This window comes from Oceanobacillus luteolus (genome assembly GCF_042678205.1).
Taxonomy (GTDB): Bacteria; Bacillota; Bacilli; order Bacillales; family Amphibacillaceae; genus Oceanobacillus; species Oceanobacillus luteolus.
In genome coordinates, this window is the sequence record NZ_JBHUDE010000046.1 from 67,495 (window position 1) to 92,967 (window position 25,473).

The 25,473-nt window shown below is 39.4% G+C and carries 18 protein-coding genes, 1 tRNA gene and 1 pseudogene; 15 read left to right on the forward strand and 5 right to left on the reverse strand.

Annotation, left to right across the window (positions count from 1 at the left end):
• Positions 1-634 precede the first annotated feature (634 nt).
• The 8 genes from ACFSBH_RS10320 (at position 635) to ACFSBH_RS10355 (ending at position 9,484) form a co-directional block, all read left to right on the forward strand.
• Positions 635-1,567, forward strand: a complete 933-nt coding sequence (locus tag ACFSBH_RS10320) for an ABC transporter ATP-binding protein (protein ID WP_379597385.1) — start codon at positions 635-637, stop codon at positions 1,565-1,567.
• 13 nt (positions 1,568-1,580) lie between these two features.
• Positions 1,581-2,846, forward strand: a complete 1,266-nt coding sequence (locus tag ACFSBH_RS10325) for an ABC transporter permease (protein ID WP_251512161.1) — start codon at positions 1,581-1,583, stop codon at positions 2,844-2,846.
• Positions 2,843-3,955 (forward strand): ABC transporter permease, encoded by a 1,113-nt coding sequence (locus ACFSBH_RS10330; RefSeq protein ID WP_251512158.1) that lies wholly within the window; start codon positions 2,843-2,845, stop codon positions 3,953-3,955. The genes ACFSBH_RS10325 and ACFSBH_RS10330 overlap by 4 nt, the downstream gene beginning before the upstream one ends.
• Positions 3,956-4,079: 124 nt before the next feature.
• Positions 4,080-5,039, forward strand: a complete 960-nt coding sequence (locus tag ACFSBH_RS10335) for an alpha/beta hydrolase (protein WP_251512156.1) — start codon at positions 4,080-4,082, stop codon at positions 5,037-5,039.
• A gap of 164 nt (positions 5,040-5,203) precedes the next feature.
• Positions 5,204-6,253, forward strand: a complete 1,050-nt coding sequence (argC, locus tag ACFSBH_RS10340) for an N-acetyl-gamma-glutamyl-phosphate reductase (protein ID WP_379597388.1) — start codon at positions 5,204-5,206, stop codon at positions 6,251-6,253.
• A 13-nt stretch (positions 6,254-6,266) separates the two neighbouring features.
• Positions 6,267-7,493, forward strand: coding sequence for a bifunctional glutamate N-acetyltransferase/amino-acid acetyltransferase ArgJ (gene argJ, locus ACFSBH_RS10345; RefSeq protein ID WP_379597390.1), 1,227 nt, complete (start codon positions 6,267-6,269; stop codon positions 7,491-7,493).
• 10 nt (positions 7,494-7,503) lie between these two features.
• Positions 7,504-8,304, forward strand: coding sequence for an acetylglutamate kinase (argB, locus tag ACFSBH_RS10350; RefSeq protein ID WP_379597392.1), 801 nt, complete (start codon positions 7,504-7,506; stop codon positions 8,302-8,304).
• Positions 8,297-9,484, forward strand: a complete 1,188-nt coding sequence (locus ACFSBH_RS10355) for an acetylornithine transaminase (protein WP_251512147.1) — start codon at positions 8,297-8,299, stop codon at positions 9,482-9,484. The genes argB and ACFSBH_RS10355 overlap by 8 nt, the downstream gene beginning before the upstream one ends.
• Positions 9,485-9,573: 89 nt before the next feature.
• On the opposite strand, the gene ACFSBH_RS10360 is transcribed toward ACFSBH_RS10355, so the two are convergent.
• Both ACFSBH_RS10360 and dat read right to left on the reverse strand, forming a co-directional pair.
• Positions 9,574-11,577, reverse strand: coding sequence for a S9 family peptidase (locus ACFSBH_RS10360; RefSeq protein WP_251512145.1), 2,004 nt, complete (start codon positions 11,575-11,577; stop codon positions 9,574-9,576).
• Between the two features lie 123 nt (positions 11,578-11,700).
• Complete coding sequence (dat, locus tag ACFSBH_RS10365; RefSeq protein ID WP_251512143.1) at positions 11,701-12,582, reverse strand: D-amino-acid transaminase; 882 nt, start codon at positions 12,580-12,582, stop codon at positions 11,701-11,703.
• A 324-nt stretch (positions 12,583-12,906) separates the two neighbouring features.
• Here dat and ACFSBH_RS10370 point away from each other — a divergent pair.
• From ACFSBH_RS10370 to odhB, 6 genes are all read left to right on the forward strand, one after another.
• Positions 12,907-12,980, forward strand: a tRNA-Gly gene (locus tag ACFSBH_RS10370).
• A gap of 312 nt (positions 12,981-13,292) precedes the next feature.
• Positions 13,293-14,429, forward strand: a complete 1,137-nt coding sequence (gene queG / locus ACFSBH_RS10375; RefSeq protein ID WP_251512253.1) for a tRNA epoxyqueuosine(34) reductase QueG — start codon at positions 13,293-13,295, stop codon at positions 14,427-14,429.
• Positions 14,430-14,482: 53 nt separating this feature from the next.
• The gene (locus ACFSBH_RS10380; protein ID WP_251512141.1) at positions 14,483-15,328 is read left to right on the forward strand and encodes an amidase domain-containing protein; all 846 of its coding nucleotides are present in this window, start codon (positions 14,483-14,485) and stop codon (positions 15,326-15,328) included.
• Positions 15,329-15,376: 48 nt separating this feature from the next.
• Positions 15,377-15,850 carry a tRNA (uridine(34)/cytosine(34)/5-carboxymethylaminomethyluridine(34)-2'-O)-methyltransferase TrmL gene (trmL, locus tag ACFSBH_RS10385; RefSeq protein WP_251512138.1) on the forward strand — a complete coding sequence of 158 codons (474 nt, stop codon included), beginning with the start codon at positions 15,377-15,379 and terminating at the stop codon, positions 15,848-15,850.
• Positions 15,851-16,398: 548 nt separating this feature from the next.
• Positions 16,399-19,242 (forward strand): 2-oxoglutarate dehydrogenase E1 component, encoded by a 2,844-nt coding sequence (locus ACFSBH_RS10390; RefSeq protein WP_251512136.1) that lies wholly within the window; start codon positions 16,399-16,401, stop codon positions 19,240-19,242.
• A 13-nt stretch (positions 19,243-19,255) separates the two neighbouring features.
• Positions 19,256-20,533, forward strand: coding sequence for a 2-oxoglutarate dehydrogenase complex dihydrolipoyllysine-residue succinyltransferase (gene odhB / locus ACFSBH_RS10395; RefSeq protein WP_251512134.1), 1,278 nt, complete (start codon positions 19,256-19,258; stop codon positions 20,531-20,533).
• 31 nt (positions 20,534-20,564) lie between these two features.
• On the opposite strand, the pseudogene ACFSBH_RS10400 reads toward odhB, so the two are convergent.
• Positions 20,565-21,935: pseudogene (locus ACFSBH_RS10400) on the reverse strand (MATE family efflux transporter).
• A 130-nt stretch (positions 21,936-22,065) separates the two neighbouring features.
• Here ACFSBH_RS10400 and ACFSBH_RS10405 point away from each other — a divergent pair.
• Positions 22,066-23,142 carry an undecaprenyldiphospho-muramoylpentapeptide beta-N-acetylglucosaminyltransferase gene (locus ACFSBH_RS10405; RefSeq protein ID WP_251512131.1) on the forward strand — a complete coding sequence of 359 codons (1,077 nt, stop codon included), beginning with the start codon at positions 22,066-22,068 and terminating at the stop codon, positions 23,140-23,142.
• A 66-nt stretch (positions 23,143-23,208) separates the two neighbouring features.
• Here the strand turns inward: ACFSBH_RS10405 and ACFSBH_RS10410 are convergent, their stop codons facing one another.
• Positions 23,209-24,351 carry a Ger(x)C family spore germination protein gene (locus tag ACFSBH_RS10410; RefSeq protein ID WP_251512129.1) on the reverse strand — a complete coding sequence of 381 codons (1,143 nt, stop codon included), beginning with the start codon at positions 24,349-24,351 and terminating at the stop codon, positions 23,209-23,211.
• Positions 24,338-25,465, reverse strand: coding sequence for a GerAB/ArcD/ProY family transporter (locus tag ACFSBH_RS10415; RefSeq protein ID WP_251512126.1), 1,128 nt, complete (start codon positions 25,463-25,465; stop codon positions 24,338-24,340). The genes ACFSBH_RS10410 and ACFSBH_RS10415 overlap by 14 nt, the downstream gene beginning before the upstream one ends.
• Positions 25,466-25,473: the final 8 nt, after the last annotated feature.

Genomic DNA, 25,473 nt, shown 5'->3' on the forward strand with positions numbered 1-25,473 from the left:
TTTTTTATTAGGCTCTCAAATTTTTTGTCTTGAACTTTAATTTGAGCGATAAAAAAACCTCCTACCTCATGTCCGCAGTCCAAATACCGCTCGCTTTCTGCGGGCGCCGATGAGCCTCCTCGCTAAGCTGCGGGGTCTTATCCTGGCCTCTACTCCCGCTGGAGTCTCGAGGGAGGTATTTGGACTGCTCCGAGTTATACTCAGATTATTCTATTTAAACTTGCTAAAAGAATTCTGCGAACATTAATCTTAAAGCTGGCATTAAGAAAACAATTTAATCATTTAATCAATGTGCAAAATAACATTTTTGCTCGGAGAAGCCCCCGATACACCGAAGACTCCTGTGGGAGCAGAGGCATCGGTGAGACCCCACAAGGCGCCAGCCCGAGGAGGCTCACCAGCCGCCCACGGAAAGCGAAGGTGTATCGGGGGCTGCGGTCCGCCGGGAGAAATTGAATTGAAGTTCATATTAAGTTTCATTGTATGCGAGCAAAAATCTTTTAAGTATCTTCTAAAATGATTGAATTCCTTTACTAGCTTGATAAAAAGTGACTCAGGTCATGTTCATAAAGTGACTGCCGATAGTTTCTATTCTTAAGGAATCCGATTAAACTAAAGATACGGAGGTGGTCATATGCTTGAACTGATTGATATCACAAAAAAATTCAAACAGACGGAAGCTGTTAAAAATATGAACATGTATATTGGAAGAGGAGAAATTGTCGGGCTTCTTGGTCCGAATGGTGCTGGTAAATCAACGGCAATCTCCATGTTGTCCTCCCTTGTTGAACCAACAAGCGGAGACGTGAAATTCCAAAATAAAAGCATCATTAAAAACCCCCAAAGCTTGCGGAAGATTATTGGAATAGTTCCTCAAGAAATTGCCTTATATGAAGATCTATCAGCAGAAGAAAACATGAAGTTTTTTGGAAGGATTTACGGATTAAAGGGTCAGAAATTACAAGAGAAAGTAAATGAAGTTCTTGAACATATTGGTTTGACAGAACGTCGAAAAGATATTGTCAAAAAATTCTCTGGCGGTATGAAGAGAAGATTGAATATTGGAGTCGCCATGTTGCATGATCCTGAAATCCTCGTCATGGATGAACCTACTGTGGGAATTGAACCCCAATCCCGGAATTATATTCTTCAAACCGTCAAACGCTTAAATGAAGAACGACAAATGACGGTGCTCTACACGAGCCATTACATGGAAGAAGTCGAATATTTATGTGACCGGATTTACATCATGGATAAGGGGAATCTGATTGCTTCGGGAACAAAAGATGAAATCAAACAAATTTTATCCCTAGAAAATACAATTTCAATAAAAGCAGACTATTGGAATGAAGACTTTATTGAAAAACTGAGAGAACATCCTCAAGTCAATCGAATGAATATCGAAGAAAAAGAAATTGTTTTGGTAGTTTCAAAAAATGTAAATATCTTTTCGGAGATTGCTCATCTTGCAGAAGTAATGAATGTTCCATTACGTTCATTAGACGTAAAAAAGGTCACGTTGGAAGATGTGTTTCTTCATTTGACCGGAAGAGCCTTAAGGGATTAGGGGGAGTTAGCCGATGATTTTACAAATGATAAAAAAACAAGCCCTCATATTCCTGCGTAATCCAGTACAGATTTTACTTTTATTCGGTTTACCAGTCATTTTAATTACGATACTTGGGAGTGCTTTAGGTAACTTAATGGATGGTGGAGAGATTGACCTTACATTTCCTTTGGCTATTGTTGAGCATGAGGATGAGAGGGCCCAGGTTGAACAATTTTTAACGGATCTCGATTCAAGTGGATTACCGGAACAAGTCATTCAAGAAATTAGACTGGCAGCAGAATCAATTACTCCTGTTGAAACATTGATGGAACTGTTACAAAGTGAACAATTACAAGAGATGATTATCTTGGAAGAGTTGGAGCCGAACAGGTTGTCAGAACTGACAGGAGATGACTCTTATGCAGCTGTAATTGAATTTCCTGAAGACTTCACCTATCAAATGTTAAACAAACTGCTTTTAGAAGAAGACACAAGACCAGAGGTAATCATTCACCATAATGAAGGTGCAGAACTTGCAGGAAATATTGTTTCACAGTTATTGAAAACATATCAGGAGGAATATACACTTTCAAGCTTTCTTGGAAAAAATGGTATAAATCCTGAGCAATTATACTCGATGTCGTCGGATTTTGAACAGGAAGTAACATCGATAAGTAAGCTTAACCCTGTTGATTCGAAAACGTATTATACGATTGGTATGGTCGTAATGAATGTTTTGTTCATGGGTGCAGCCATTGCGGGCTATGCATTTGAAGAAAAGAAAGACCATATATTTGATCGGATGATTATTGCGGATCTTTCTCGTTGGACCTATTTTATTTCTACATTAATACTTGGAATGCTATTTGCTTTCATTCAATCACTATTCGTATTCGCTTTTTCATATTTTGTTTTTGATGTCACCTGGCCTGATATAGGGGCATTTCTAACGATTACTTTGTTCTTTGCAATCGCAGTCGGTGGGCTTTCCGTGTTGCTGACGGCGATTAGCTATCGTGTCAATTCTGAGCAAATCATCAATCTTTTTAGTGGTGTGGTCGTAACGATTTTAGCTTTTGTTGGTGGAAGCTTTTTTCCGGTTGGTGATAACGTAAAATTTATGCAAGTGCTCGGTGATCTTACACCAAATGGAGCGACGATGTCAGCTTATTTAAGTATCTTGCGTGGAGAAACAATTGCAGAAAATATCGATCATCTCCTATACATTGTGTGCTTTGCCCTTACAGCGATTATCATTGGGGTATTAAGCTTTCCGAAGAGAGGTGCTTCATCATGAAAGGAATCTTTTTAGCTAGACTTACTTCATTTTTCCGCAGCCCAGGCACGTTTCTTCTATTTACAGGGATGTCGATTGTTTTCACCTTAATTCTGGGAGGTGTAGGTGGTTATGACAAAATCACGGTACCTGTCTCTGGTGATGAAAGTTTACAAACAGAATTTATCGGTGAGGCTTTAGAAGAAAGCGATGTGTACAATTTTAAATGGCAGGAAGTTGAAGATTTAAAGGAGACCATTCGACGCGGGAATGCTGAAGCAGGGGTGATCCTCAAAGAAAATGGCTACGAAATGATTGTCGGCATTGACTCATCGAATGTACAGATGATTGAACAAACTGTGGCTGATATATATGTTAACAAAATACAGGAAGAAAATATCAGTGAATTATTACGAACAGAGAATGAGGAAGAGAGAGAAGAATTGCTCATGGCTTATCAGGAGGCAAAGGAAAATCCTGTGTTCGGGATAACAAATCGAACCTTTCATAGCTCGGATGCATTTATATTTGACCGCAGCTTACATTCAATTTTCGGATTCACCCTATTCTTTGTCATTTATACCATTTGCTATACTGTATTACCGATTTTCACGCAGAAAGGGAATGGTGTTTGGGATCGGATGATTCTGTCCCCATTGAAAAAGTCGGAAATGTATATTGGAAACTTAATCTATAGTTTTTTTGAAGGTTACTTGCAAATTCTAGTCATCTTCTTTGTATTCCGTTATCTCGTCGGTTTTGATTTTAATGGAGAGTTACCTGGTATATTACTCATTATGGCTGTATACAGTTTTGCGATTGTTTCCCTTGCTATTTTTATTACATCAGTGGTGAAAAATATACAGCAATTCAACGCGGCTCTTCCAATTTTATCTGTAAGTATGGCGATGATTGGTGGTGCATTTTGGCCGATCGAAATTGTACAATCAGAATTTCTGCTGACTCTATCGAAAATAAATCCGTTGACCTATGGAATGGAAGCTTTAAATGGACTTGTCCTCTATAACCAACCAATACAGGAATTATTGAAGCCTATAAGTATCCTCATCCTTATGGGTGTGATATTTATGGGAGTCGGTATTCATCTAATGGAGCGAAGACATATATAATTAAAGGAAAATATGTCCAAATATCAAAAACTGCTTGGTAACAAAAGGTATTTGCCTAAGACTTATGGCGAATACCTTTATTTTTTAATATAATAGAATCATAGACAGCGAGAGGAGCAAAAGTTTGAAAAGGAAAAAGCGTTGGTTGAAAATTGCAGGGGGATTAGTTGTTTTCCTATTGATTATAGACATTATTGCGGGTGTTTTCTTTTATAAACTGGCCATTGAGCGAGGGACGAAAGATTTTCTCTCGGGGAATTCGGATTTAGAAGTATCGGCCGAAACGATGGAAGTTTTTACACAAGGAGATTGGCGGACATGGGCGGATCAGCAGCCATTTGAATATTGGCAAATGGAAAGCTTTGACGGTCTGACGCTTCAAGGGTATTTTTTAGAAGCGGAGGAACCGACCAATAAGACGGTTGTGTTTGCCCATGGCTATCTTGGCAGGGCACGGGATATGGCTTTATTTGGACAATATTATTATGAAGAGCTTGGATTTAATATGTTCACAGCCGATAGCCGTGGACATGGTCGCAGTGAAGGTGACTATTATGGCTTTGGCTGGCATGACCGCCTTGACTATGTGAAATGGATAGATCGGATTATTGAGGAGCTGGGCGAGGATACAGAAATTATTTTGCATGGTCTTTCCATGGGAGCCGCAACAGTTCTCATGACTTTAGGAGAGGACTTGCCGGATAATGTGAAACTAGCTGTAGCGGATAGCCCGTATTCAAGTGTGTATGATCTATTTGACTATCAACTTGGCCGTATGTTCAATTTGCCAAGCTTCCCCATCCTGCCAACGACGGGGATGGTTACAGATATCCAAGCAGGATATTCCTTTAAAGAAGCTTCTGCTTTAAATCAAGTTCGGAAAGCGGAAGTGCCGATACTCTATATCCATGGAGGAGCGGATACGTTTGTACCAACCGAAATGACAAAGCTACTGTATGAGAATACAAGTACAGGAACCGATATGTTTATCGTACCGGGCGCAAACCATGGTGAATCCATCGTCCTTGATCGAGAAGGCTATTTAGAAAACATGAACGCATTTTTTGATAAATATTTATACTAGAATGATTGACCCAGAACAAGAAAGCTTGATCTGGGTCATTTTTTTATGGACATGAATTTACATATTTATTCAACGGTTAATAATAAAAATTAATTTTTATAAATACTATTGCATATTTATACACCTCGATGTATAATGATGAATAATTAATCTTAGAAAGAGAGTTGTTTAAATTGAAAAAAGCGGCAATTATTGGTGGAACGGGCTACGGAGCAATTGAATTGATTCGGCTGTTACAAACACATCCCAAATTAGAAGTGGCAAAAGTAATCAGCCATTCTCAAAGCGGTGAGGTCCTTTCGTCAATTTACCCGCATTTAAAAAACCTACCTGAAATCAGATTAGAAGAATTAGATATTTCTAGTTTAGAAGCTGAAGTGGATGTCGTTTTTTTAGCGACACCAGCTGGGGTAGCGAAAGAAATCGTACCAGAGTTACAGAATAAAAATCTGCAAATCATTGATTTATCAGGGGACCTTAGATTATCGTCACGGGAAGATTATGAAGAATGGTACGGAAAGTCGGCTGCTCCACAGGAGACGTTAAATCAGGCTGTATATGGACTTTCTGAAATATATAAAGAAGAAATACAATCAGCTACAATCATTTCTAATCCAGGGTGTTTCCCGACAGCTTCATTATTAGGGTTAATTCCAGCACTGGAACTCGGAAACATCAAGCCAACAGGGATAGTCATTGATGGGAAAACTGGTGTATCGGGAGCGGGAAGAACGCCAACAGCGGCCACTCATTTTTCAGAGACGAATGATAATGTATCACCATATAAAATTGGAAAGCATCAGCATATCCCGGAAATCGAACAATACTTATCGAAGGCTGTTGATGCGGATGTTACGACAATATTGACTACGCATTTAATTCCGATGACACGAGGTTTGATTTGTACGATGTATGCGGATCTGAATCAAGAAACAACGACAGAAGAAGTTATTAAAAGTTACCAATCTTATTATGAAAATAAACCGTTCATACGTATCCTGCCAGAAGGACAGTTTCCACAGACGAAGGCAGTCCAAGGAAGCAACTATTGTGATATTGGCGTATGGGTGAACGAAAGAAGCAACCAGTTAATTATAGCAGCTGCGATTGATAATCTTGTAAAGGGAGCATCTGGCCAAGCGATCCAGAATGTAAATATCATGAATGGCTGGGAAGAGAATTTGGGATTACAGGCAATTCCAATGTATCCATAGGAGGATGTTGTAGATGGCACAACTGAAAGAAAAACAACTAAAGATGATAGAGAATGGCAATGTTACTACCCCGAAGGGCTTTCAGGCAGGAGGGGTGCATACTGGCCTACGTAAATCCAGATTAGATTTCGGATGGATCCATTCAGAAGTACCTGCAACAGCAGCTGGAGTATATACATTAAATGCATTTAGAGCTGCTCCTCTTCAAGTTACAAAGGATAGTATCGACAAAAGCGGAAAAATACAAACAATCGTGGTCAATTCGGCGAATGCCAATGCAGTTACAGGGCCCGAGGGATATCAAAATGCTTTAGACACCCAAGCGAAGGCTGCTGAGATAAAGGGTGTGGATGTTGACCATGTGGCCGTTGCTTCTACTGGAATAATTGGAGTTCAACTCCCAATGGAAAAGATATATAAAGGCATTGAAGCGATGAATGATGAAGTGAATCAAGGTGCTGAACGATTTGAGACAGCCATTTTAACGACGGACATCGTAACGAAACATGCTGCCGTACAATTCGAAGTTGACGGAAAGTTAATAACGATTGCGGGTGCGGCAAAAGGGTCTGGTATGATTGCTCCCAATATGGCAACCATGCTTTCCTTTATTACTACAGACGCTGATGTCGAGCAGGCTAGTCTTGAGAAAGCGTTACGTAGTGTGACAGATCAATCATTCAACATGATCACTGTGGATGGGGATTGCAGTACAAATGACATGGTGCTTGTCCTCGCCAATGGAATGCAAGAAAATAATACATTAAACGAAAATCATGCAGAGTGGTCTGTATTTGTGGAAGGGCTGCGTTATGTGAGTCAGGAACTGGCCAAACAAATTGCCCGGGATGGCGAAGGAGCAACGAAGCTTATTGAAGTGAAAGTAAAAGGGGCAGCCTCCGATAAAGTGGCAGGTGAAGTCGCTAAAGCGATCATTTCTTCTAACTTGGTAAAGACTGCAGTCTACGGATCAGACCCCAACTGGGGAAGAATTATTTGTGCGGTGGGTTATAGCGAGCAGCCGTTGGATGTTAATAAAGTTTCTGTATCCCTTGGTGACATCCAAGTGGTTCAGAATGGTCTGCCTCTTGATTTTAGTGAAGAAGCGGGTACAACATATTTGGAACAAGACATAGTGACGATCCATGTTGATTTGAATAATGGGGAAGGGGAAGCCACTGCATGGGGATGCGATTTGACCTATGAATATGTGAAAATCAACGCTTCCTATAGAACATGAGGTGATTGGAATGAAGTTTGTCGTTTTAAAAGTTGGCGGAAGTATTCTAAACAAACTACCAAAAGCATTTTATGACACAATTGTCAGCTTAAAAGAATCGGGGCGTATTCATCCAATCATTGTTCATGGGGGTGGACCTGAAATTAATCATGCCCTAGATCAAATGAATGTTAAAAGTGAATTTGTAAATGGACTAAGAGTGACCTCCAGCGAAGTCTTGAATGTAGTCGAGCAAGTTTTGAGTGGGAAGGTCAATAAACATATTGTTACGAAGTTTACGCAAAGTGGCGGAATCGGACTAGGTCTTAGTGGAGTGGATGCTAATCTGTTGAAAGTGACACCACAAGATAAGACTGGAAAGCTGGGGTTTGTAGGTGATGTGAAAGAAGTAAATACGAACTGGCTCCAGCTTATCGCTGAAAATGGCGGAATACCTATCATTTCACCAATTGGAATTCATGAAACAGGTCAACATTATAATATTAACGGTGACACGGCTGCAGCTGCAGTGGCAGCAAGTTTAGGGGCAAAACTGGTACTGATAAGTGATATTCCTGGTGTGTTGGAAGAAATTCAAGGAAAGAAGGTCCTCATACCAAAACTCACAAAAGCAGAAATTGAAGAAAAAATTTCAAGTGGTGTCATTTACGGTGGGATGATTCCAAAAGTATATTCGGCCTTGAAAGCTTTATCTGGCGGTGTAGAAGAAGCGGTTATTTTAAACGGAATGAATCCTGGCGATTTAAAGACTTACCTTTCGGGTGGTCAAGTAGGAACGAAGATAGTAATGGGAGAGAAGCATTATGTCTAACACAATAAAGACAGAGCAAGCATCTGCGGTGATGAATACGTATGGACGTTTTCCTTTAGAGATTGTAAAAGGAAAAGGAAGTTATGTATGGAATGACGAGGGAAACAGGTTCTTGGATTATACTTCAGGGATAGCGACTTGTAATCTTGGCCATGTCCCTGAACCGGTACAGGCTGCATTAAAGGAGCAATTGGATACCCTTTGGCATGTATCGAACCTTTACCATATTCCGATACAAGAGAAGTTGGCAAAACTATTAACAGAGAATAGTAGTCTGGATGCGGCGTTTTTCTGCAATAGTGGGGCCGAGGCGAATGAAGCTGCGATAAAGATCGCAAAGAAATATGCGAAAGACCAAGGGAACGAGGCAAGAACCGAAATTGTCACCTTTAAACAATCATTTCACGGCAGAACAGGGACAACACTGGCGGCAACAGCCCAAGAGAAGATTCACCAAGGATTCACGCCAATTACTCCAGGATTTCGCTATCTTCCTTATAATGATTTTGATGTTTTACAGGAAATCGATAATGGAAAGACTACAGCTGTTCTCCTTGAACTTGTTCAAGGCGAAGGAGGCGTCAATATAGCGGATAAAGCTTGGTTAAAGGAATTGGAGAAGATTTGCAAGGAAAAAGATATACTGCTCATGATTGATGAAGTACAAACTGGTATCGGCAGGACAGGGACATTATTTGCCTATGAACAGTTTGGAATTGAACCTGATGTGATCACTCTTGCTAAGGGGCTTGGTTCTGGTTTTCCAATTGGTTCCATGCTCGCTAAGGATGGGGTGGCAGCTTCATTTACACCAGGTACACATGGAAGTACATTTGGTGGTAATCCATTGGCGATGACAGCAGGGTATTCAACAGTGCAATATATCCTTGATGCGGATATATTGGATAATGTGAATAAAATCAGTCAATATTTTCAAGAAAAATTGACAGAATTGAAATCATCATATCCTGCAATTATTGAGATAAAGGGAAAAGGTTTACTTCTTGGTCTGGAAATGGAAGAGGGGGCAATTGAATATATAACTGCTTTAAGAGAAGAGAACGTGTTGGTATTATCAGCCGGTGAGAAAGTATTACGCTTATTACCGCCACTTACTACTACAGAAGAAGAAATTGATGAATTTATAGATGCTTTCAAACAAGTGTTAAATGAAAAGTAGGTTATTTTTATCCCCATCGTAGAAGATGGGGATATTTTAATATACATATAGAGCTGGTTATTTTACGATAGGGTTACTGGCGACAGAGATTATAAATACTTTTCAAACCAGCGGCAAATATGCTCTAATCTAGCAATCCTAAGTTTAGGATTCCCACTTCTGCTTAATTCATGATTTGCATCAGGGAAGCGAACGAACTCCACTTCTTTACGTAGATGCTTCAATGTAATAAAAAGTTGTTCACCTTGTTCGATGGGACAACGGAAATCCTTCTCACCATGAAGAATCAATAATGGTGTTTCGATGTTCTCTGCATACTTCAGAGGAGAGAAGTCCCATAGTTTTTTAGGATCTTCCATCAAGTTATGACCAAGCTCCCACTTTGTAAAGAAGTAGCCGATATCACTGACACCGTAAAAACTTAGCCAATTGGAGATACTACGTTGGGTAACTGCCGCCTTGAAGCGATTTGTATGACCGACAATCCAGTTCGTCATAAAACCACCATAGCTCCCACCAGTCACACCGAGCCGGTCTTCATCGATAAAACTGTAATTGTCTAACGCATAATCAACCGCAGCCATCAAATCTTCATAGTCTTTCCCGCCGTAATCGGAACGACATGCATTGACGAATTCCTGGCCATATCCATGACTGCCACGAGGGTTAGTGTATAGCACCACATATCCTTTGGCAGCAAGTAATTGCATCTCATGGAAGAAGGATTGTCCATAACTCATATGAGGTCCACCGTGAATTTCCAATACAAAAGGATATTTTTTCCCCTCTTCAAATCCATATGGCTTTAGTAGCCATCCTTGAATTTTCCAATCATCCTCTGTAGTTACTTCTAACTCTTCCGGTGTTGCTATGAAAACCTCTTGTAGGAATTCTTTATTGGTAGTTGTCAATTGCCGTAACTCTGATCCACGTTCGAACAAGTAAAAGTCACCAGGGTTGGTTGGCGAGCTAATACCTATAATAAACTTATCTGTTTCTTTGTGATAACTGAAACCAAATACATGACTATCATTTTTATGAAGTATTTCCAAATTACTTTCCAAGTCCACTTGATAGAGTCCAGTCGATCCACGATCGGTTGCAATAAAGAATATCTTCTCTCCATCTTTTGACCAAACAGGTCCGTTTTCCGAGGCCCCTAAACGCATATCACCAATGATGTAATCGCCAAGTTGAAGATCCCATTCATTACTGATACAGAGACGCTCTCCCGATTGCAAATCAAAAATATACAGTTCTGTTAAGGTTGCTCCTGCATAATCATATTCATGACCGAGACAAGCGATTTTCTCTCCACTAGGTGAAAATACAGCCCGTTGATGGTAACCGGAACGCTCATTCAATTTCTTTATTTCGTTTGAGTGGAGGTCTAAAAGGTACAAGTCATTTGTTAGTTCATAGTCCGCATTATCACTTAAGTTGGCCGTGAAAAGAATTTGTTTTCCATTTGGTGAGATATCCTGAAAAAGATGATGATAGTCACCTTTCGTCAATTGGGTGAAGGTGTTGCCTTCTAAGGAGTAAGATACAAGTTGTGTTTTCTTATCATCATGAAAACCTTCTGCATCTGATTTATATTTCAGGGTGCTCACAACAAGAGGCTCCTGACTTTTTGCTTCTGTCAGCTGTTGTTTTTCCTCTTTTGACAATTCTTTCTGACTTGCTACATCATCGTCTTCATGTAGGGAAGCAGTGAAAATAATATACTTGCCATCTGGAGACCAATGCGGGTTTGAAGCACCATGTTTAAATGTGGTGAGTTGCCTAGCTTCTCCTCCGTTGGTATGCATGATCCATAGCTGTGGCGTCCCACTTCTGTTTGACTGAAAGACAACTTGTCTTCCATCAGGTGAAAACGACAGATTGCTATTATTATATTTTCCGTACGTCCATGGAGTCGATTTTTCTTCATGTAATTGCTGGAGGTGAATATTTGCTTCATACTCGTTGTTTTCATTGATTTTGGTAGAGACAAAGGTGTAACTTGTACCGTCTTTCGTGAACTGGGGCTCGCTTAATACTTCAATTTTTGTTAGGTCTTCTGGAGTTATTGCTCGCTTGGATTTTTTCAACTTTATTCCTCCTTAATCGATTATTAAGTGTGACATACTGGATTCCTTCGAATGTCGAAATGATATTTATTTAGGAAAAATGCGCAAGTCTATCAAACTAGCAGACACTGCGCATTATTTTAGTTAAGCTTCAGTTAAGGTTTCTGGAATGATGGGTTCAATTCCTGCATCCAATGCATAGGCATGTTGAAGCTTTCGAGTAATCGGTCCTGGAAGTCCATCATTAATTTGATGATCGTCAACTTTGACGATTGGAGTGATTTCAGAAGTACTGCTCGATAAAAATACTTCATCGGCATCTTTGATATCACCAACATGGTAAGCATCTTCAATAAATGGAATTTCAAGATTTTCTGCAAATCGCTCTACCGCTATGCGTACACATCCGTGAAGGATCCCGTTAGTTTTCGGATGAGTATAGATGTTTCCGTTCTTCACAAAATACACATTAGCGGAACTGCATTCTGTTACCGTCCCGTCTTTGTGTAAAATTGCTTCATAACAGCCATTTTCATTAGCTTCTTGTTTCGCAAGAAGGTTAGGCAGAAGGTTCAGACTTTTGATGTGGCAAAAACTCCAGCGAATATCTGGATGTGTAATGGCGCAGACGCCATTTTCCATTTCTTTCATATTCCGTGCTGCAGGTTCAATGTAGGCATATACATTTGGTTCTGTATTCTGTGGGAATATATGATTCCTTGGTGCAGAACCACGTGTTACTTGGAGGTATACTTTTCCATCCATTTTCATTTCATTTTTCGTAAGCAAACTTTCAAGTATATGGATAAAGTCATCTCTATCGTGTGGAAAATTTATTTTGATTTCAGACAGTGAACGATACAGACGATCGATATGTTCTTCTAATAAGTAATATTTCCCCCGATAAATTCGTATTACTTCATAAACTCCATCTCCGAATTGCAATCCCCGTTCTTCAAAAGGATACTTTAGTTTGTCTTTATGCATAAATGATCCTTGCGCAAAGACAATTGGAAAGACTGACATTATCTCAACTCACCCTTCTGTATTACAAATTTAATCCTAGTCTATCGGTTTTACTTTGGAATGTAAATCTTTTGATTAAAAAATTTTACAATAGTCACAATTTAAATGTTTTGCATATAATTATTTTATGAAAAGATATCGTTATCGTGAACTGATGTAATAATTTGTCGATGAATTTGAGTATGATTCAGGAACAAACAGCTTAGGAATATGTGGGTTAGAGAGGGCTCTTTCATTATTTATTAATTTATTTTAAAATTTTCCTTGATTTATTTTTACGTAGTTGCTATAATTGGTTTTGTCATTAAATAAACTAATTTGTTTGCGGGTGTAGTTTAGTGGTAAAACCTCAGCCTTCCAAGCTGATGATGAGGGTTCGATTCCCTTCACCCGCTCCATACATATGTGTTTAACGCAGTGTCTCGTAAATGAAGGTTACGAGGCGTTGCGTTTTTTATATTCCAGCACATATTTCATAATATTATTAATAGAGTGCTGATAGACTGGGGGATACTTTCTTCCGTAGGCTCGCAGCTCCCGATACACCTTCGCTTTCCGTGGGCGGCTCATCAGCCGCCCGCGGAAAGCGAGAGGTATTTGGACTGTGGACCTCAGATAGTAGTATTTTGTTCAGCAATTTGTATAAAATGGAATTGAAACTGTTTAATCATTAATGTTAAATTAATAGAAAAGTAAGGAGGTGGGCGTTGATGAGGATTGATGAGTTGAAACAGGAAATAATCGATTATAGTAAAGAAATCGGTATAGATAAAATTGGCTTTGCTTCAGCTGATGTATTCAGTGAACTGCGGGAAAGATTACGCCGACAGCAAGAGTTGAATTATCAATCAGGATTTGAAAAAGGCACCATTGAAGAACGTACAGAGCCGGCAAGATTATTGCCTGAAGCCCAGTCAATCATCTCCATTGCCATCGCCTACCCTTCACGAATAAAAAATCAAATCCGCAGTACAAAAGAAGAAAGGCGAGGAATATTTGCCCGAGCTTCATGGGGAATCGACTACCATGTCGTCTTACGTGACCGATTGGAAAAGCTCTCTAATTTTATAAAAGAAAAATACCCTGATGCGGTGAATAAAGTGATGGTTGATACTGGAGAATTATCTGATCGGGCTGTTGCTGAACGAGCCGGTATTGGTTTCAGTGGAAAAAATACATCGATTATTACAAAGGAATTTGGTTCTTTTGTTTATCTTGGGGAATTGATTACAAACTTGCCATTCATTCCCGATGATCCAGTTACGGACAGCTGTGGCGACTGCCGTAAATGTCTCGACGCCTGTCCTACAGGAGCGCTTGTACAGGGCGGACAACTGAACGCACAACGCTGTATCGCTTTTCTGACGCAAACAAAAGATTTTCTGCCTGAAGAGTTCCGTTCGAAAATCGGTAATCGGATTTATGGCTGTGATACATGTCAGCAAGTATGCCCATATAATAAAGGGGTGGACTTCCATTTGCATCCAGAATTTGAACCAGATCCGGAAATTGCTAAACCTAAGCTGAAGCCGATGCTCCGGATGTCGAATCGGGAATTCAAGGAAAAATTCGGTCATTTATCTGGAGCTTGGCGCGGTAAGAAGCCATTGCAACGAAATGCGTTGCTTGCGCTTGCTCATTACAAGGATCAAACTGCTGTAGAAGAAATAACGACTGTTATGAAAGAAGATCCGCGACCGATGATTCGTGGTACGGCTGCTTGGTCTTTAGGTAAGATTGGTACGTCTGAGGCTTTTGACGCAATTCGAGATGCCATGAAGTTTGAAAAAGACGAACATGTTCTCTTTGAAATGGAAAAAGGATTGAAATTCGAATTACAACCATAAAAAAAGAAAATGATACAAGCTTGCCTCCATATACTTTAATGGAGGCGATTTTTATGATGGAGATGAGCGAATACTGGACAAAACTTTTATCAGATGAAAAGGAACAGCCCATTTGGTGGGAGCGGAAGCAGGAATTATGGGAAAGGGAAAAAGGGAGTATTGTTAAAGTGGAAGGCAGGGGAGAACCTTTCCAAAATATAAGGTATGACGACAAAACAAACGAAGATCATTTACTTCATCTGCGTTTTTTAATTAAACAAGAAGGTCGTTACCATTTAGAAGAGCAAGTCTTGCATTATCGGTTGGAGAGGAAAAACGGGGAAATAATTAATTATAAAGAAATTTTACCGGAAATTCCGAACCGTAAAACACCTTCCATTCAAGTGAAAGAGGCCGAAGAAAGTGGAAGACAGGACTTCGTTTATGATCGCAGAGAAGCCGTCCGTTATGCCGAACGATGGTGGAATAGTTATAATCCTGCATTTCGGGTGTTCGATGATGATTGCACGAATTATATCTCCCAATGTTTATATGCTGGCGGTGCACCGATGCGTGGGGCTCCACAGCGGGATCGAGGCTGGTGGTACCAAGGCAATAATTGGAGTTACAGTTGGTCGGTCGCCCATTCACTACGTTGGTATTTAAGTGGTTCGACAGTGGGGTTAAGAGGAAGGGAACTGGAAAATCCTCAAGATCTCATGTTAGGTGACGTAATTTGTTATGATTTTGAAGGTGATGGCAGGTGGGACCATAACACGATTGTTGTTAATAAAGACTTTTATGGGATGCCGCTTGTCAATGCACATACAAATAATAGCAGAAATCGCTACTGGACATACGAAGATTCCGCTGCTTGGACACCTAACATCCAATATAAATTTTTCCGCATTGGTGAATAACGTGCTATAATATTAAAGTTAATTTGTATATTTAAGGAGATTAAAAAAGTGAGTTTACATGTAGTACTATATCAACCAGAAATTCCTGCAAACACAGGTAATATTGGAAGAACTTGTTTAGCTACTGATACGACACTCCATCTTATTCACCCGCTAGGGTTTTCAACTGAAGATAAGATGTTACGCCGCGCTGGTCTAGATTATTGGCAACATTTGGATGTCGTTGAGCATCAATCCATAGATGAGTTATATGAAGCATACCCAGAAGCGGAGTTCTATTATATTGAAAACTTCGGAACAAAGCATTATACCGACTATGATTTCAGTAAGTCAGATAAAGATTATTTCTTTGTTTTTGGTAAAGAATCTTCAGGAATACCCAAAGAAATAATAGAAGGAAAAGAAGATCACTGCCTCAGAATTCATATGAACGACAAAGTCCGTTCGCTGAATTTATCCAATACCGCAGCAATCATCATATATGAAGCGTTAAGACAGCAAGGTTTCCGTGGTCTGGTCTAATTGGAATCGAAAAAATAAACCGTCATCTGCAAAAGATGACGGTTTATTTATGTTTTGTAAACTATTGCTGATATACAGTTACAAATTACTGATTATTCTTTGGTACTCCCGGCTTAGCCTCATACCCTGATGTAAACATGGAAATGATGAAAGTGACACAAACTCCTAGAATTAAAGCTAGCTTCATGAAAAGTCCTCCTTCAACTATAAAACCAACACAAAATTTATTATATGGATTTATTATAACGAATTCAACTTGAATTGTGAACCGAAAACCAAGACATTCAAAAAATGTCGCCTTTTGTCGTATTTTTAAATGTTTTATATATCTCGAATTTGGATAAATAATATAGAGGTTTGAACAAAGTTTTATTGATTTTGGATAAATGTAAGGGTTATCATAAATTTTGCGGCCATTTTTCCGAGATGGAATCATTGTAACAAACATTAATTTGATGTATATTTATATGTGGATGCGACTTCCGTCCTTACAATAAATATTTAACCGTTTACAAGACGGCAATAATACTTCAATGGGGGTATCAAAAGTGATACAGAATGGGGAATCTGTACAACAGTTTTGGCGTCAGATTTATGGACCAAACAGGGGGTATATCGAAGAGCAGTATGAATTGTATAAAGAAAATAGCGAAGCAGTAGAAGCTTCCTTAAAAGAAATCTTTGATACATATGGAGAGCCAGCTTGGCTGGAAGAGAGAGAAAATGATACTGCAGCAGCGCCATCTCAAGGTTTTGCAGATGTAAATATGGAAAAAATCACCTCAGCTTTGAAATATGTTGAGGCTATTCGACGTTACGGACACACCGAAGCGGACATATATCCAGTAGGTGGTTATAAGGGAGAAAATACTACTTACCTGGATTCGAGTACGTACGGATTAACGGATGAAGACTTAAAAGAAATTCCTGCAAAGTGGCTATGGGATAAAGCACCTGCAGATGTGGAAAATGGTCTGGATGTCATTAATCGTTTGAAGAAATACTATACGGGTACGATGACATTTGAATATGAACATGTAAATAATCATGAAGAACGAGAATGGTTCATTGATTTTATAGAATCTGGAAACGCGCGAGTAGAGCCGACAGATGAAGAAAGAAAAAATCTATTGCAGAGATTAGTAGATGTTGAAGGATTCGAAAGCTTCCTGGCGAGAACTTTTGTTGGGCAAAAGCGCTTCTCCATCGAAGGGTTGGAGTCGATGGTGCCAATGATTGATGAGGTCATCAATCATGCGATTCAAGACAACACGAAAAATGTCATGATGGGTATGGCACACCGGGGAAGACTTGCTGTTTTAGCAAATGTATTAGGGAAGCCTTATGATAAGATTTTCTCAGAGTTTAACTATACTTCGGATAAGGAACTTATGCCATCTGAAGGTTCACAGGCAATCAGCTATGGGTGGACAGACGACGTTAAATATCACTATGGGGGAACAAAAGCTTATCCAAGTGATAAAGAAGCGAAGACAAGAATTACTTTAGCACACAATCCTTCCCACCTAGAGTTTGTCAATCCGGTGGTGGAAGGTTTTGCACGAGCTGCACAGGATGAACGGAAAGAAAAAGGTTATCCGAAGCGTGATGAAAATAAAGCGGTCGCTCTATTAATCCACGGTGATGCGGCATTCATCGGTGAAGGGGTTGTTGCAGAGACACTTAACCTATCCAATTTGCCTGGCTATAATACTGGAGGAAGCATACATATTATCGCCAACAACTTATTAGGGTATACGACGGATAGGGAAGATGGGCGATCTACTCGTTATGCAAGTGATTTGGCGAAGGGCTTTGAAATTCCAATCATCCGCGTGAACGCAGATGATCCGATTTCATGTATCTCTGCAGTGAAAATTGCTTGGGAATATCGTAAGAAGTTTAAAAAAGATTTCCTCATTGATTTAGTAGGTTATCGTCGCCATGGACATAACGAAATGGATGAACCACGTACAACACAGCCGACATTGTACAAGGAAATTGATAATCATCCACCAGTAGCAAAATTATTTGCTGATCGTCTTGTAGAGAGAGGAACAATTAAATCTGGTGACTATGAAAAACTTCAAGAAGAAATCTATAATAAATTGCATGGTATTTACAGCAATATGAACGAGCAGAAAATCGGCAAACCAGAACTGCCGAAAATGCCAAAATATCTCTTGAATGGATTAGAGAAGTTCGAAACAAAAGTAGATTTGGATGTACTTAAAAAATTAAATCAAGAGCTTCTGAACCGTCCGGAAGGTTTCAATGCTTTTAAGAAAACAGAGCGTATCCTCGGACGTCGGGCTAAAATGCTGGATGAAGGCAATATAGTGGATTGGGGTGCAGGTGAAGCATTGGCATTTGCTTCAATTCTGCGAGATGGTATTCCAATTCGAATTACTGGACAGGATACCGAGCGTGGTACTTTCGCTCACCGACATATCGTCCTCCGTGATGTGGAAACGAATGAGAAATACAGTCCTATGCATGGATTATCAGAGGCGAAAGCATCATTTGATGTGAGGAACAGCCCGCTTTCTGAAGTGGCTGTACTAGGATTTGAATATGGTTATAGTGTTCAATCACCTAATACACTTGTAATCTGGGAAGCTCAGTTTGGCGATTTTGCCAACGTTGCTCAAGTTGTTTTTGATCAATTCATCTCATCAGCACGGGCCAAGTGGGGAGAGAAGTCCAATATGGTTCTTCTTTTACCGCATGGTTATGAAGGTGCAGGTCCAGAACACTCTAATGCCAGATTAGAAAGGTTCTTACAAGGTGCAGCAGAAAATAACTGGATTATTGCCAATGTCACATCATCTGCACAGCTCTTCCATATTTTACGGAGACAGGCTGCGCTAAGAGGACGTGATGAAGCAAGGCCTCTAGTGATGATGACACCAAAGAGCAGTATGATTCGAAATCCGTTAATGGGTGCAACAGCCAAAGAATTTTCCGAGGGCAAATTTATGCCGCTCAGACAGCAACCAAACTTCGAGCCGAACCGGGAGAAAGCTACACGCCTCTTGATAGGAAGCGGTAAAGTAATGGTTAATATTGAAGAAGAGATGTCCAAGTCAGATGAAAATTACGATTGGCTGCAAATCGTGCGTGTCGAACAGCTTTATCCGTTCCCTGAGAAGGAACTGAAAGCTGAATTAGACAAGTTGCCGAATGTTAAGGAGATTGTTTGGGTACAAGAAGAACCGAAAAATATGGGGCCATGGGATTTTGTAAGTGATTATTTAAGAGATCTGAAGAAGGATGATCAAACATTAAGTGTTATTAGCAGGCCGAGACGAGCTGCACCAGCAGGAGGAGTTCCAATCTTCCATAAAGCAGCACAGAGCAGTATCATCAATCAGGCATTAACAAAAAACTAAGGGGGAGTTACTGGTGCAAGACATCAAAATACCAGAATTAGCTGAATCTATTACTGAAGGAACAATCGCTGAATGGTTAGTCAAAGAAGGGGACAAAGTTGAAAAAGGGGACCCTTTGATTGAGCTTGAAACGGATAAAGTAAACGTAGAAGTGAATTCGGAGTTTTCCGGGGTAATTACAGAAATCGCAGTTGCTGAAGGGGAAGATGTAACTGTTGGTGATGTAGTTGGAAAACTGGATGAAAATGGAGAAGCCGTGGCAGCGTCTGCTCCAGCTGAAGAGCCGAAGAAAGCGGAAGCTCCTGCTAAGGAAGAGGCTCCAGCTAAGGAAGAGACACCATCAGCACAAAGTGAAACACCTAAAGCAGAGGAACAGCAAGCAGCTGCTGAGAAGTCAGAAGTGATTGCATCACCTGCAGCTAGAAAACGTGCCCGTGAACTCAATATTGATTTAAGTACGGTTTCACCTGTTGATCCTCTTGGCCGTGTACGTCCAGAAGATGTAGAAAGAGCTGCCGCTCAACTTGTAGAATCTGCAAAACAACCGAAACAAGAGGCACCAAAACAACAAGAAACAACTGAATTTACAAAACCAGTAGAACGAGTGAAGATGACACGTCGTCGTCAAACGATTGCGAAGAATCTTGTAAATGTTCAACACGAAGCTGCCATGTTGACAACTTTCAATGAGGTTGATATGTCTGCTGTCATGAAGCTACGTGCAGAACGCAAGGATAAGTTCCAAGAGAAACATGGTGTGAAACTTGGATTCATGTCCTTCTTTACAAAGGCTGTCGTTGGTGCATTGAAAGAATTCCCGCTACTGAATGCTGAAATTCAAGGTAATGAATTAGTCATCAAGAAATTCTATGATATTGGTATTGCGGTTTCGACAGAGGAGGGACTTGTCGTTCCGGTTGTACGTGACGCCGATCGCCTAGATTTCGCTGGAGTAGAAAAAGAAATTATGAACCTTGGCCTCAAGGCAAGAGAAAATAAACTTGCTCTATCAGACTTGCAAGGCGGAACTTTCTCGATTACTAACGGAGGAATCTTTGGTTCGATGTTATCGACTCCTATCTTGAATGCTCCACAGGTAGGGATCTTAGGTATGCATAACATCGTCAAACGTGCAGTCGTCATGCCGGATGATAGTATTGAGGTTCGACCTATGATGTACTTGGCACTATCATATGACCACCGAATCGTCGATGGTAAAGATGCGGTACAATTCTTAGTTCGTATTAAGCAAATGCTTGAAGACCCATATGATTTATTATTAGAAGGTTAATATATAATGTTAAAAGAGCTCCACAACTATGCTAAATAGCTGCGGAGCTCTTTTCTGATTTGGCAATTTTTCTTTGAACGACTTTTAATCGGATGAATAATGCTATAGCCCCCGAACTAAGACCAACAATAATACCTACCCAATAACCAAAAGGCTCAAGTTTCGTATAGTTTGCTAGGATCCAACCAGTCGGCAGTCCAATTACCCAATAAGATACAAGCGCAATGACTAGTGTAATATTCACATCTTTGTAGCCGCGAAGCGCACCTTGAATTGGAGCGCCGATAGCATCAGCCAACTGGTAAAAAACAGCGAATATGATAAATTGTCTCGTCAAATCAATAACCTCAGGGGTTGAATTATACAATGCTGCTACAGGATCTCTAAATACAAATAGTACGAAACCGGTAAATAAAGCGACAAATAACCCACTAGAAATTCCTATTTTTGTATAAGTTTTGGCATGATCTAACCGTTTTGCACCCACTTCATAACCAACTGCAATGGTAAGTGCGATTCCAACACTAAGTGGAATCATATATAATAAAGTGGCAAAGTTCATTGCAGCTTGGTGGGCAGCAATAGTGTATGTACTGTATACGCTCATCAGTAAAGTCACTGCAGAAAATATACTCGTTTCGAAAAATATTGCAAAACCAATTGGAACACCGATTTTTAACTGTTCCAACCAGTCATCAATTTTTGGTTTACTGAAGCTTGAAAATAAATCAAAAGGACGAAAAACATGCCATCGTACACATATAATGATAGCAATGCCGCATATCAACTAATAGGTTAACGCAGTTGCAATTCCAGCTCCTATGCCCCCTAATGGAGGAATTCCGAATTTCCCAAAAATAAATATATAATTCAAGAAAACATTTATAGGTAAAGCAATCAGCATAATAAACATAGATAATCGAGTTTGTCCAAGAGCATCGATAAAGCTTCGAAGTGTATTGAAGATAAATAAAGGAATAATCCCTATTGCGAGAGTAATAAGATAGTATTTCGCAATATGCTTAACACTATCCTCCAAATCCATCAACGCAAGTACCGGATTGATTAATATCGCTCCTAATATAATAACTGCGATGGCTAGAACTATGGAAAGATAGATACCTTGGTAAACTTTGTTAGCAATCAGTTGATTTTGTTTTCCACCATGAAGGTGGGAAATAATTGGAGTAATCGCTAGAATAATACCATTTATCCCGGTAAACACTGGTATCCATAGATTGGATCCAATAGCAACCCCTGCCAAGTCGACTGCCCCTGCTTGACCACTCATAAGCGTATCGAAGAAGCTCATTAAATTCATGGAAACCTGTGTGACAAGCACAGGGATAAGAATATAAATAAATAATTTTATTTTAGATTTAAGACTCGATGTAGTATACATGTTATTCTTCCTTTTTAATCATATTTCGATTACACTAGATAATTGAAACAGCAATTTAGATTATACCATGTATACGTTATACTTATAGGAAAGATTCTGTTATTAGCAATATAGAGAGGGAGAACGTTAGATGAATAGTAAGAAACGCATTCTTTTTACCGGCGGAGGCACTGCTGGTCATGTCATTGTAAATTTAGCACTGATTCCGGTATACCAAAATGCCGGCTGGGAAATAGATTACATCGGTTCGTATGATGGAATTGAACGTAACCTGATTGAACCATTAGAAGGGGTGACATATCACCCGATTTCTACAGGTAAGTTAAGACGTTATATGTCTGTTGAGAATTTTAAGGACCCTTTTAAAGTACTAAAAGGGACATTGCAAGCTTATCGGATTATTGGAAAGAAAAAACCAGCTGCCATTTTTTCAAAAGGCGGTTTTGTTTCTGTGCCCGTTGTAATTGCGGCTAAGCTTCGTGGTGTACCTACGGTTATTCATGAATCGGATTATACGCCAGGGCTGGCGAATAAACTATCGATTCCATTCGCCAAGAAGGTACTTGCAACCTTTGAAGAAACTTTAGAATTTCTACCTGAGCAAAAAAGAGAGCATGTCGGTGCAGTAATCCGTGAAGAACTGTTCACAGGATCACGTGAAAAGGGGCTTACGTTTGCTCAGCTGAAAGGTGATAAACCAGTTCTACTCATCATGGGTGGAAGTGGAGGTTCGGAGAAGATAAATGAGACGGTAAGAAGAAGCCTGCCACAATTACTGAAGCAATTTGAAATCATCCATATTTGTGGACATGGAAAAGTCAACCGGGAGTTTGATCAACATGGATATATTCAATTTGAATATGTTAATGAAGAATTGAAGGATATTTTTGCTGCTACCGATTATGTACTTTCCAGAGCAGGCTCTAATGCCATATTCGAATTCTTGGCATTACGGATTCCGATGCTGCTTATTCCTTTATCTTTGGAAGCGAGCAGAGGAGACCAAATTGTAAATGCCAGATCATTTAAAGAAAAAGGTTATGCTCGTGTACTTGAAGAAGAAGAGCTATCCGAGAAAAAACTTGTCGAGGAATTGCAACACCTCATGACTAGTTCACCTGTAATCCGGGATAAAATGAAACAATTTGAACCTCAAGCCAGTCGAGACAGGGTTGTTAAGATTATTGAACAGGCTATGAAAAGATAATTAAAAGAGCAGCAGAAAATCAGTTTTCTGCTGCTCGATGTCTTATATGTGCAAGAATTTCTGAGTCTATCCAAAAGCACCGGTATTAATGATTTCCACATCAACAGAGAACTCCACTGAAACATCCCGATACTTTTCATCCCACTCTTTCCCGGTAGTTTTGCTCCCTTTTCTCGTAGCGATGTACTTTCTGCCAATACCAAATGCATCTGACTTCACATCCTGTAATTTTGTTAACAATTCTTCATATTTTTGCTTGTAATAGGATTCTATGTCGTTCTTTAACTGATCAGAAATCTTTTTAGTGTTGATCTCCAATGGTATGGAAGTTTCCAGCACCTCAAGTCTCATTTTAATTTTTGCCTCAAAGGCTAATGAATCTTGATCAATAATTTTAAGTTTTCCATTTCCTTTACTGAGATGCATAGAAATTTGTAATTCTTCTGTATCGGCAGGAATCTCTCCTATTAAATGATCTCGATAATTCTCTAATGGAACACTCGCATTTAAAAGAGTTTTACTAACATTTCTTCTCATTTGATTAACTAAGAATGAATCTTCTAAAGATATTTCTAATACATAGCGATCATCGTGGAAGACAGCTGCACCAACAAGAGTCGGTCGGCCTTCCACATCATCGATTATCGGAAGAAGCGGGTCAATACCAGGTTCCTCAATATAACGGTCGACATTAACTAATTCGCTGATTGGTAACTTATTTTGTCTTGTTTCCTTGTTGATTAAGTCTTTAAAGAATTCCGATTTGTTGATCGTGATTTGTTCGTAGGTCAGTTCAATGATTTCTCTTGCTGTTTGATTCGTTACAGCTAACAGCATTTTTTCTGAAACCCGGGCGTCACGGACTAGCGCACTGACAAATGGCAGGATACCTTGTTCTGCCGCTTCTTTTCCGTATAACTCCAAGGTTATTTTACCAGGCGACAACAAATAACTGGATTCTTTTCCCGCATCTTCTCTGGCTTCTTTTAGGGTTTTTCCTCTCCCGGTAAGTAAACTCGTAGTTTCTTGTACTACTGGATCAAAAATATAAGGAACGATAACCGTTTCAAGCATTCGTTCTTGATTCTCTTCAATTAAATCTACACCTCGTGTATTAACAATAGCTGTTTCCTCTATCTGAGTAGGAGCTAAGCAGGCTTGCAGAAGAATAACCAAAATTAATAGTAATAGAAAGTTAACTTTCCGCATGCTGTTTTCCTCCTCGCTTTTTTTTGATCTTTTGTTTGATAATCACAATGGGTAGAAGAATTAACGGATAAATATATACAATTCCCATATCGAAATACTTGGAGATTTCAATTATTGTCTGAATATCATAATATTGGCGGATAAAAGGAATAAGAGCCATAACAATACCCAAAGTAGTATAAAGACTTATCTTCTTTGGGATGTTATATATTCTTTTTAGAATGTAGATAATACACCACATTAGAATAACCGCGCGAGGTATCGTGATCATCATCCATTCTGCGACAACAACGTAATCGAGTCTTTCAACGATAGGTGAGGTTTGGATTTTAAATAAAGTTAATACGACCCAAATTCTCCGTTCTAATTGAGCTGGGTTTAAAAATCCTATAGAGATGATGGTGGTTAGAAGGACAACGAAAGCTACCCATGAAATACCTAGGAAAAGCGGTTTTTTCACTCTTTCTTTATTTTGGATGAAGGGATAAATAAAGAATAAAACTTCAAAACCAGTGAATGTGTAACTGGTGGCTAATACCCCATTAATCGCAACATCCGTTATACTCCTATCCATAATTGGAAGAAAGTTAATTAATTCCATTTGCCGTAACGGGTCAATTAATAGGAATACTAACCAATACGAACAAATCATGAAAATAAAGCATACGCCGATTACGACACGTAGACCACCAAGCACAGTGTATATAATTAAGCTAATCAGCATCAAGCCAAGAATAAAGTTATTACTGTCAGGGAAAATGAATACTTTAATAATTTCAATATAAATCAATAGTGCTGCGAATAATTCAGTACTAAAATGAAAGAAATACAGCGTTCCAACTAGTTTTGCTATAAAATTACCAAAAAGGTCGGCATGTATTCCTAATATATCTGCGTTTTCATATTGTTTGAGAATATACAACATAATAAATAGAAGCAGGACAATCAATAAATAGCTAATTATGACTGATATCCATGCGTCGTGCCCTGCTTCTAAAAAAATAATCCGGGGTGTACCAATCATTTCAACACCTGTTGTTACAGAGACGAGGATGGCAAAAAGATAGAAGGATTGAAATTGTTTATTCTTTGGAATATCAAGGTTTACTTTCATTCGATCCC

What these genes read in the sequence shown, in the direction of transcription:
- ACFSBH_RS10320 (WP_379597385.1), top strand. Translation starts at nt 635, where the DNA reads ATGCTTGAACTGATTGATATCACAAAAAAATTCAAACAGACGGAAGCT.
- ACFSBH_RS10325 (WP_251512161.1), top strand. Translation starts at nt 1,581, where the DNA reads ATGATTTTACAAATGATAAAAAAACAAGCCCTCATATTCCTGCGTAAT.
- ACFSBH_RS10330 (WP_251512158.1), top strand. Translation starts at nt 2,843, where the DNA reads ATGAAAGGAATCTTTTTAGCTAGACTTACTTCATTTTTCCGCAGCCCA.
- argJ (WP_379597390.1), top strand. Translation starts at nt 6,267, where the DNA reads ATGGCACAACTGAAAGAAAAACAACTAAAGATGATAGAGAATGGCAAT.
- argB (WP_379597392.1), top strand. Translation starts at nt 7,504, where the DNA reads ATGAAGTTTGTCGTTTTAAAAGTTGGCGGAAGTATTCTAAACAAACTA.
- ACFSBH_RS10355 (WP_251512147.1), top strand. Translation starts at nt 8,297, where the DNA reads ATGTCTAACACAATAAAGACAGAGCAAGCATCTGCGGTGATGAATACG.
- dat (WP_251512143.1), bottom strand. Translation starts at nt 12,582, where the DNA reads ATGTCAGTCTTTCCAATTGTCTTTGCGCAAGGATCATTTATGCATAAA.
- queG (WP_251512253.1), top strand. Translation starts at nt 13,293, where the DNA reads ATGAGGATTGATGAGTTGAAACAGGAAATAATCGATTATAGTAAAGAA.
- ACFSBH_RS10380 (WP_251512141.1), top strand. Translation starts at nt 14,483, where the DNA reads ATGATGGAGATGAGCGAATACTGGACAAAACTTTTATCAGATGAAAAG.
- ACFSBH_RS10405 (WP_251512131.1), top strand. Translation starts at nt 22,066, where the DNA reads ATGAATAGTAAGAAACGCATTCTTTTTACCGGCGGAGGCACTGCTGGT.
- ACFSBH_RS10410 (WP_251512129.1), bottom strand. Translation starts at nt 24,351, where the DNA reads ATGCGGAAAGTTAACTTTCTATTACTATTAATTTTGGTTATTCTTCTG.
- ACFSBH_RS10415 (WP_251512126.1), bottom strand. Translation starts at nt 25,465, where the DNA reads ATGAAAGTAAACCTTGATATTCCAAAGAATAAACAATTTCAATCCTTC.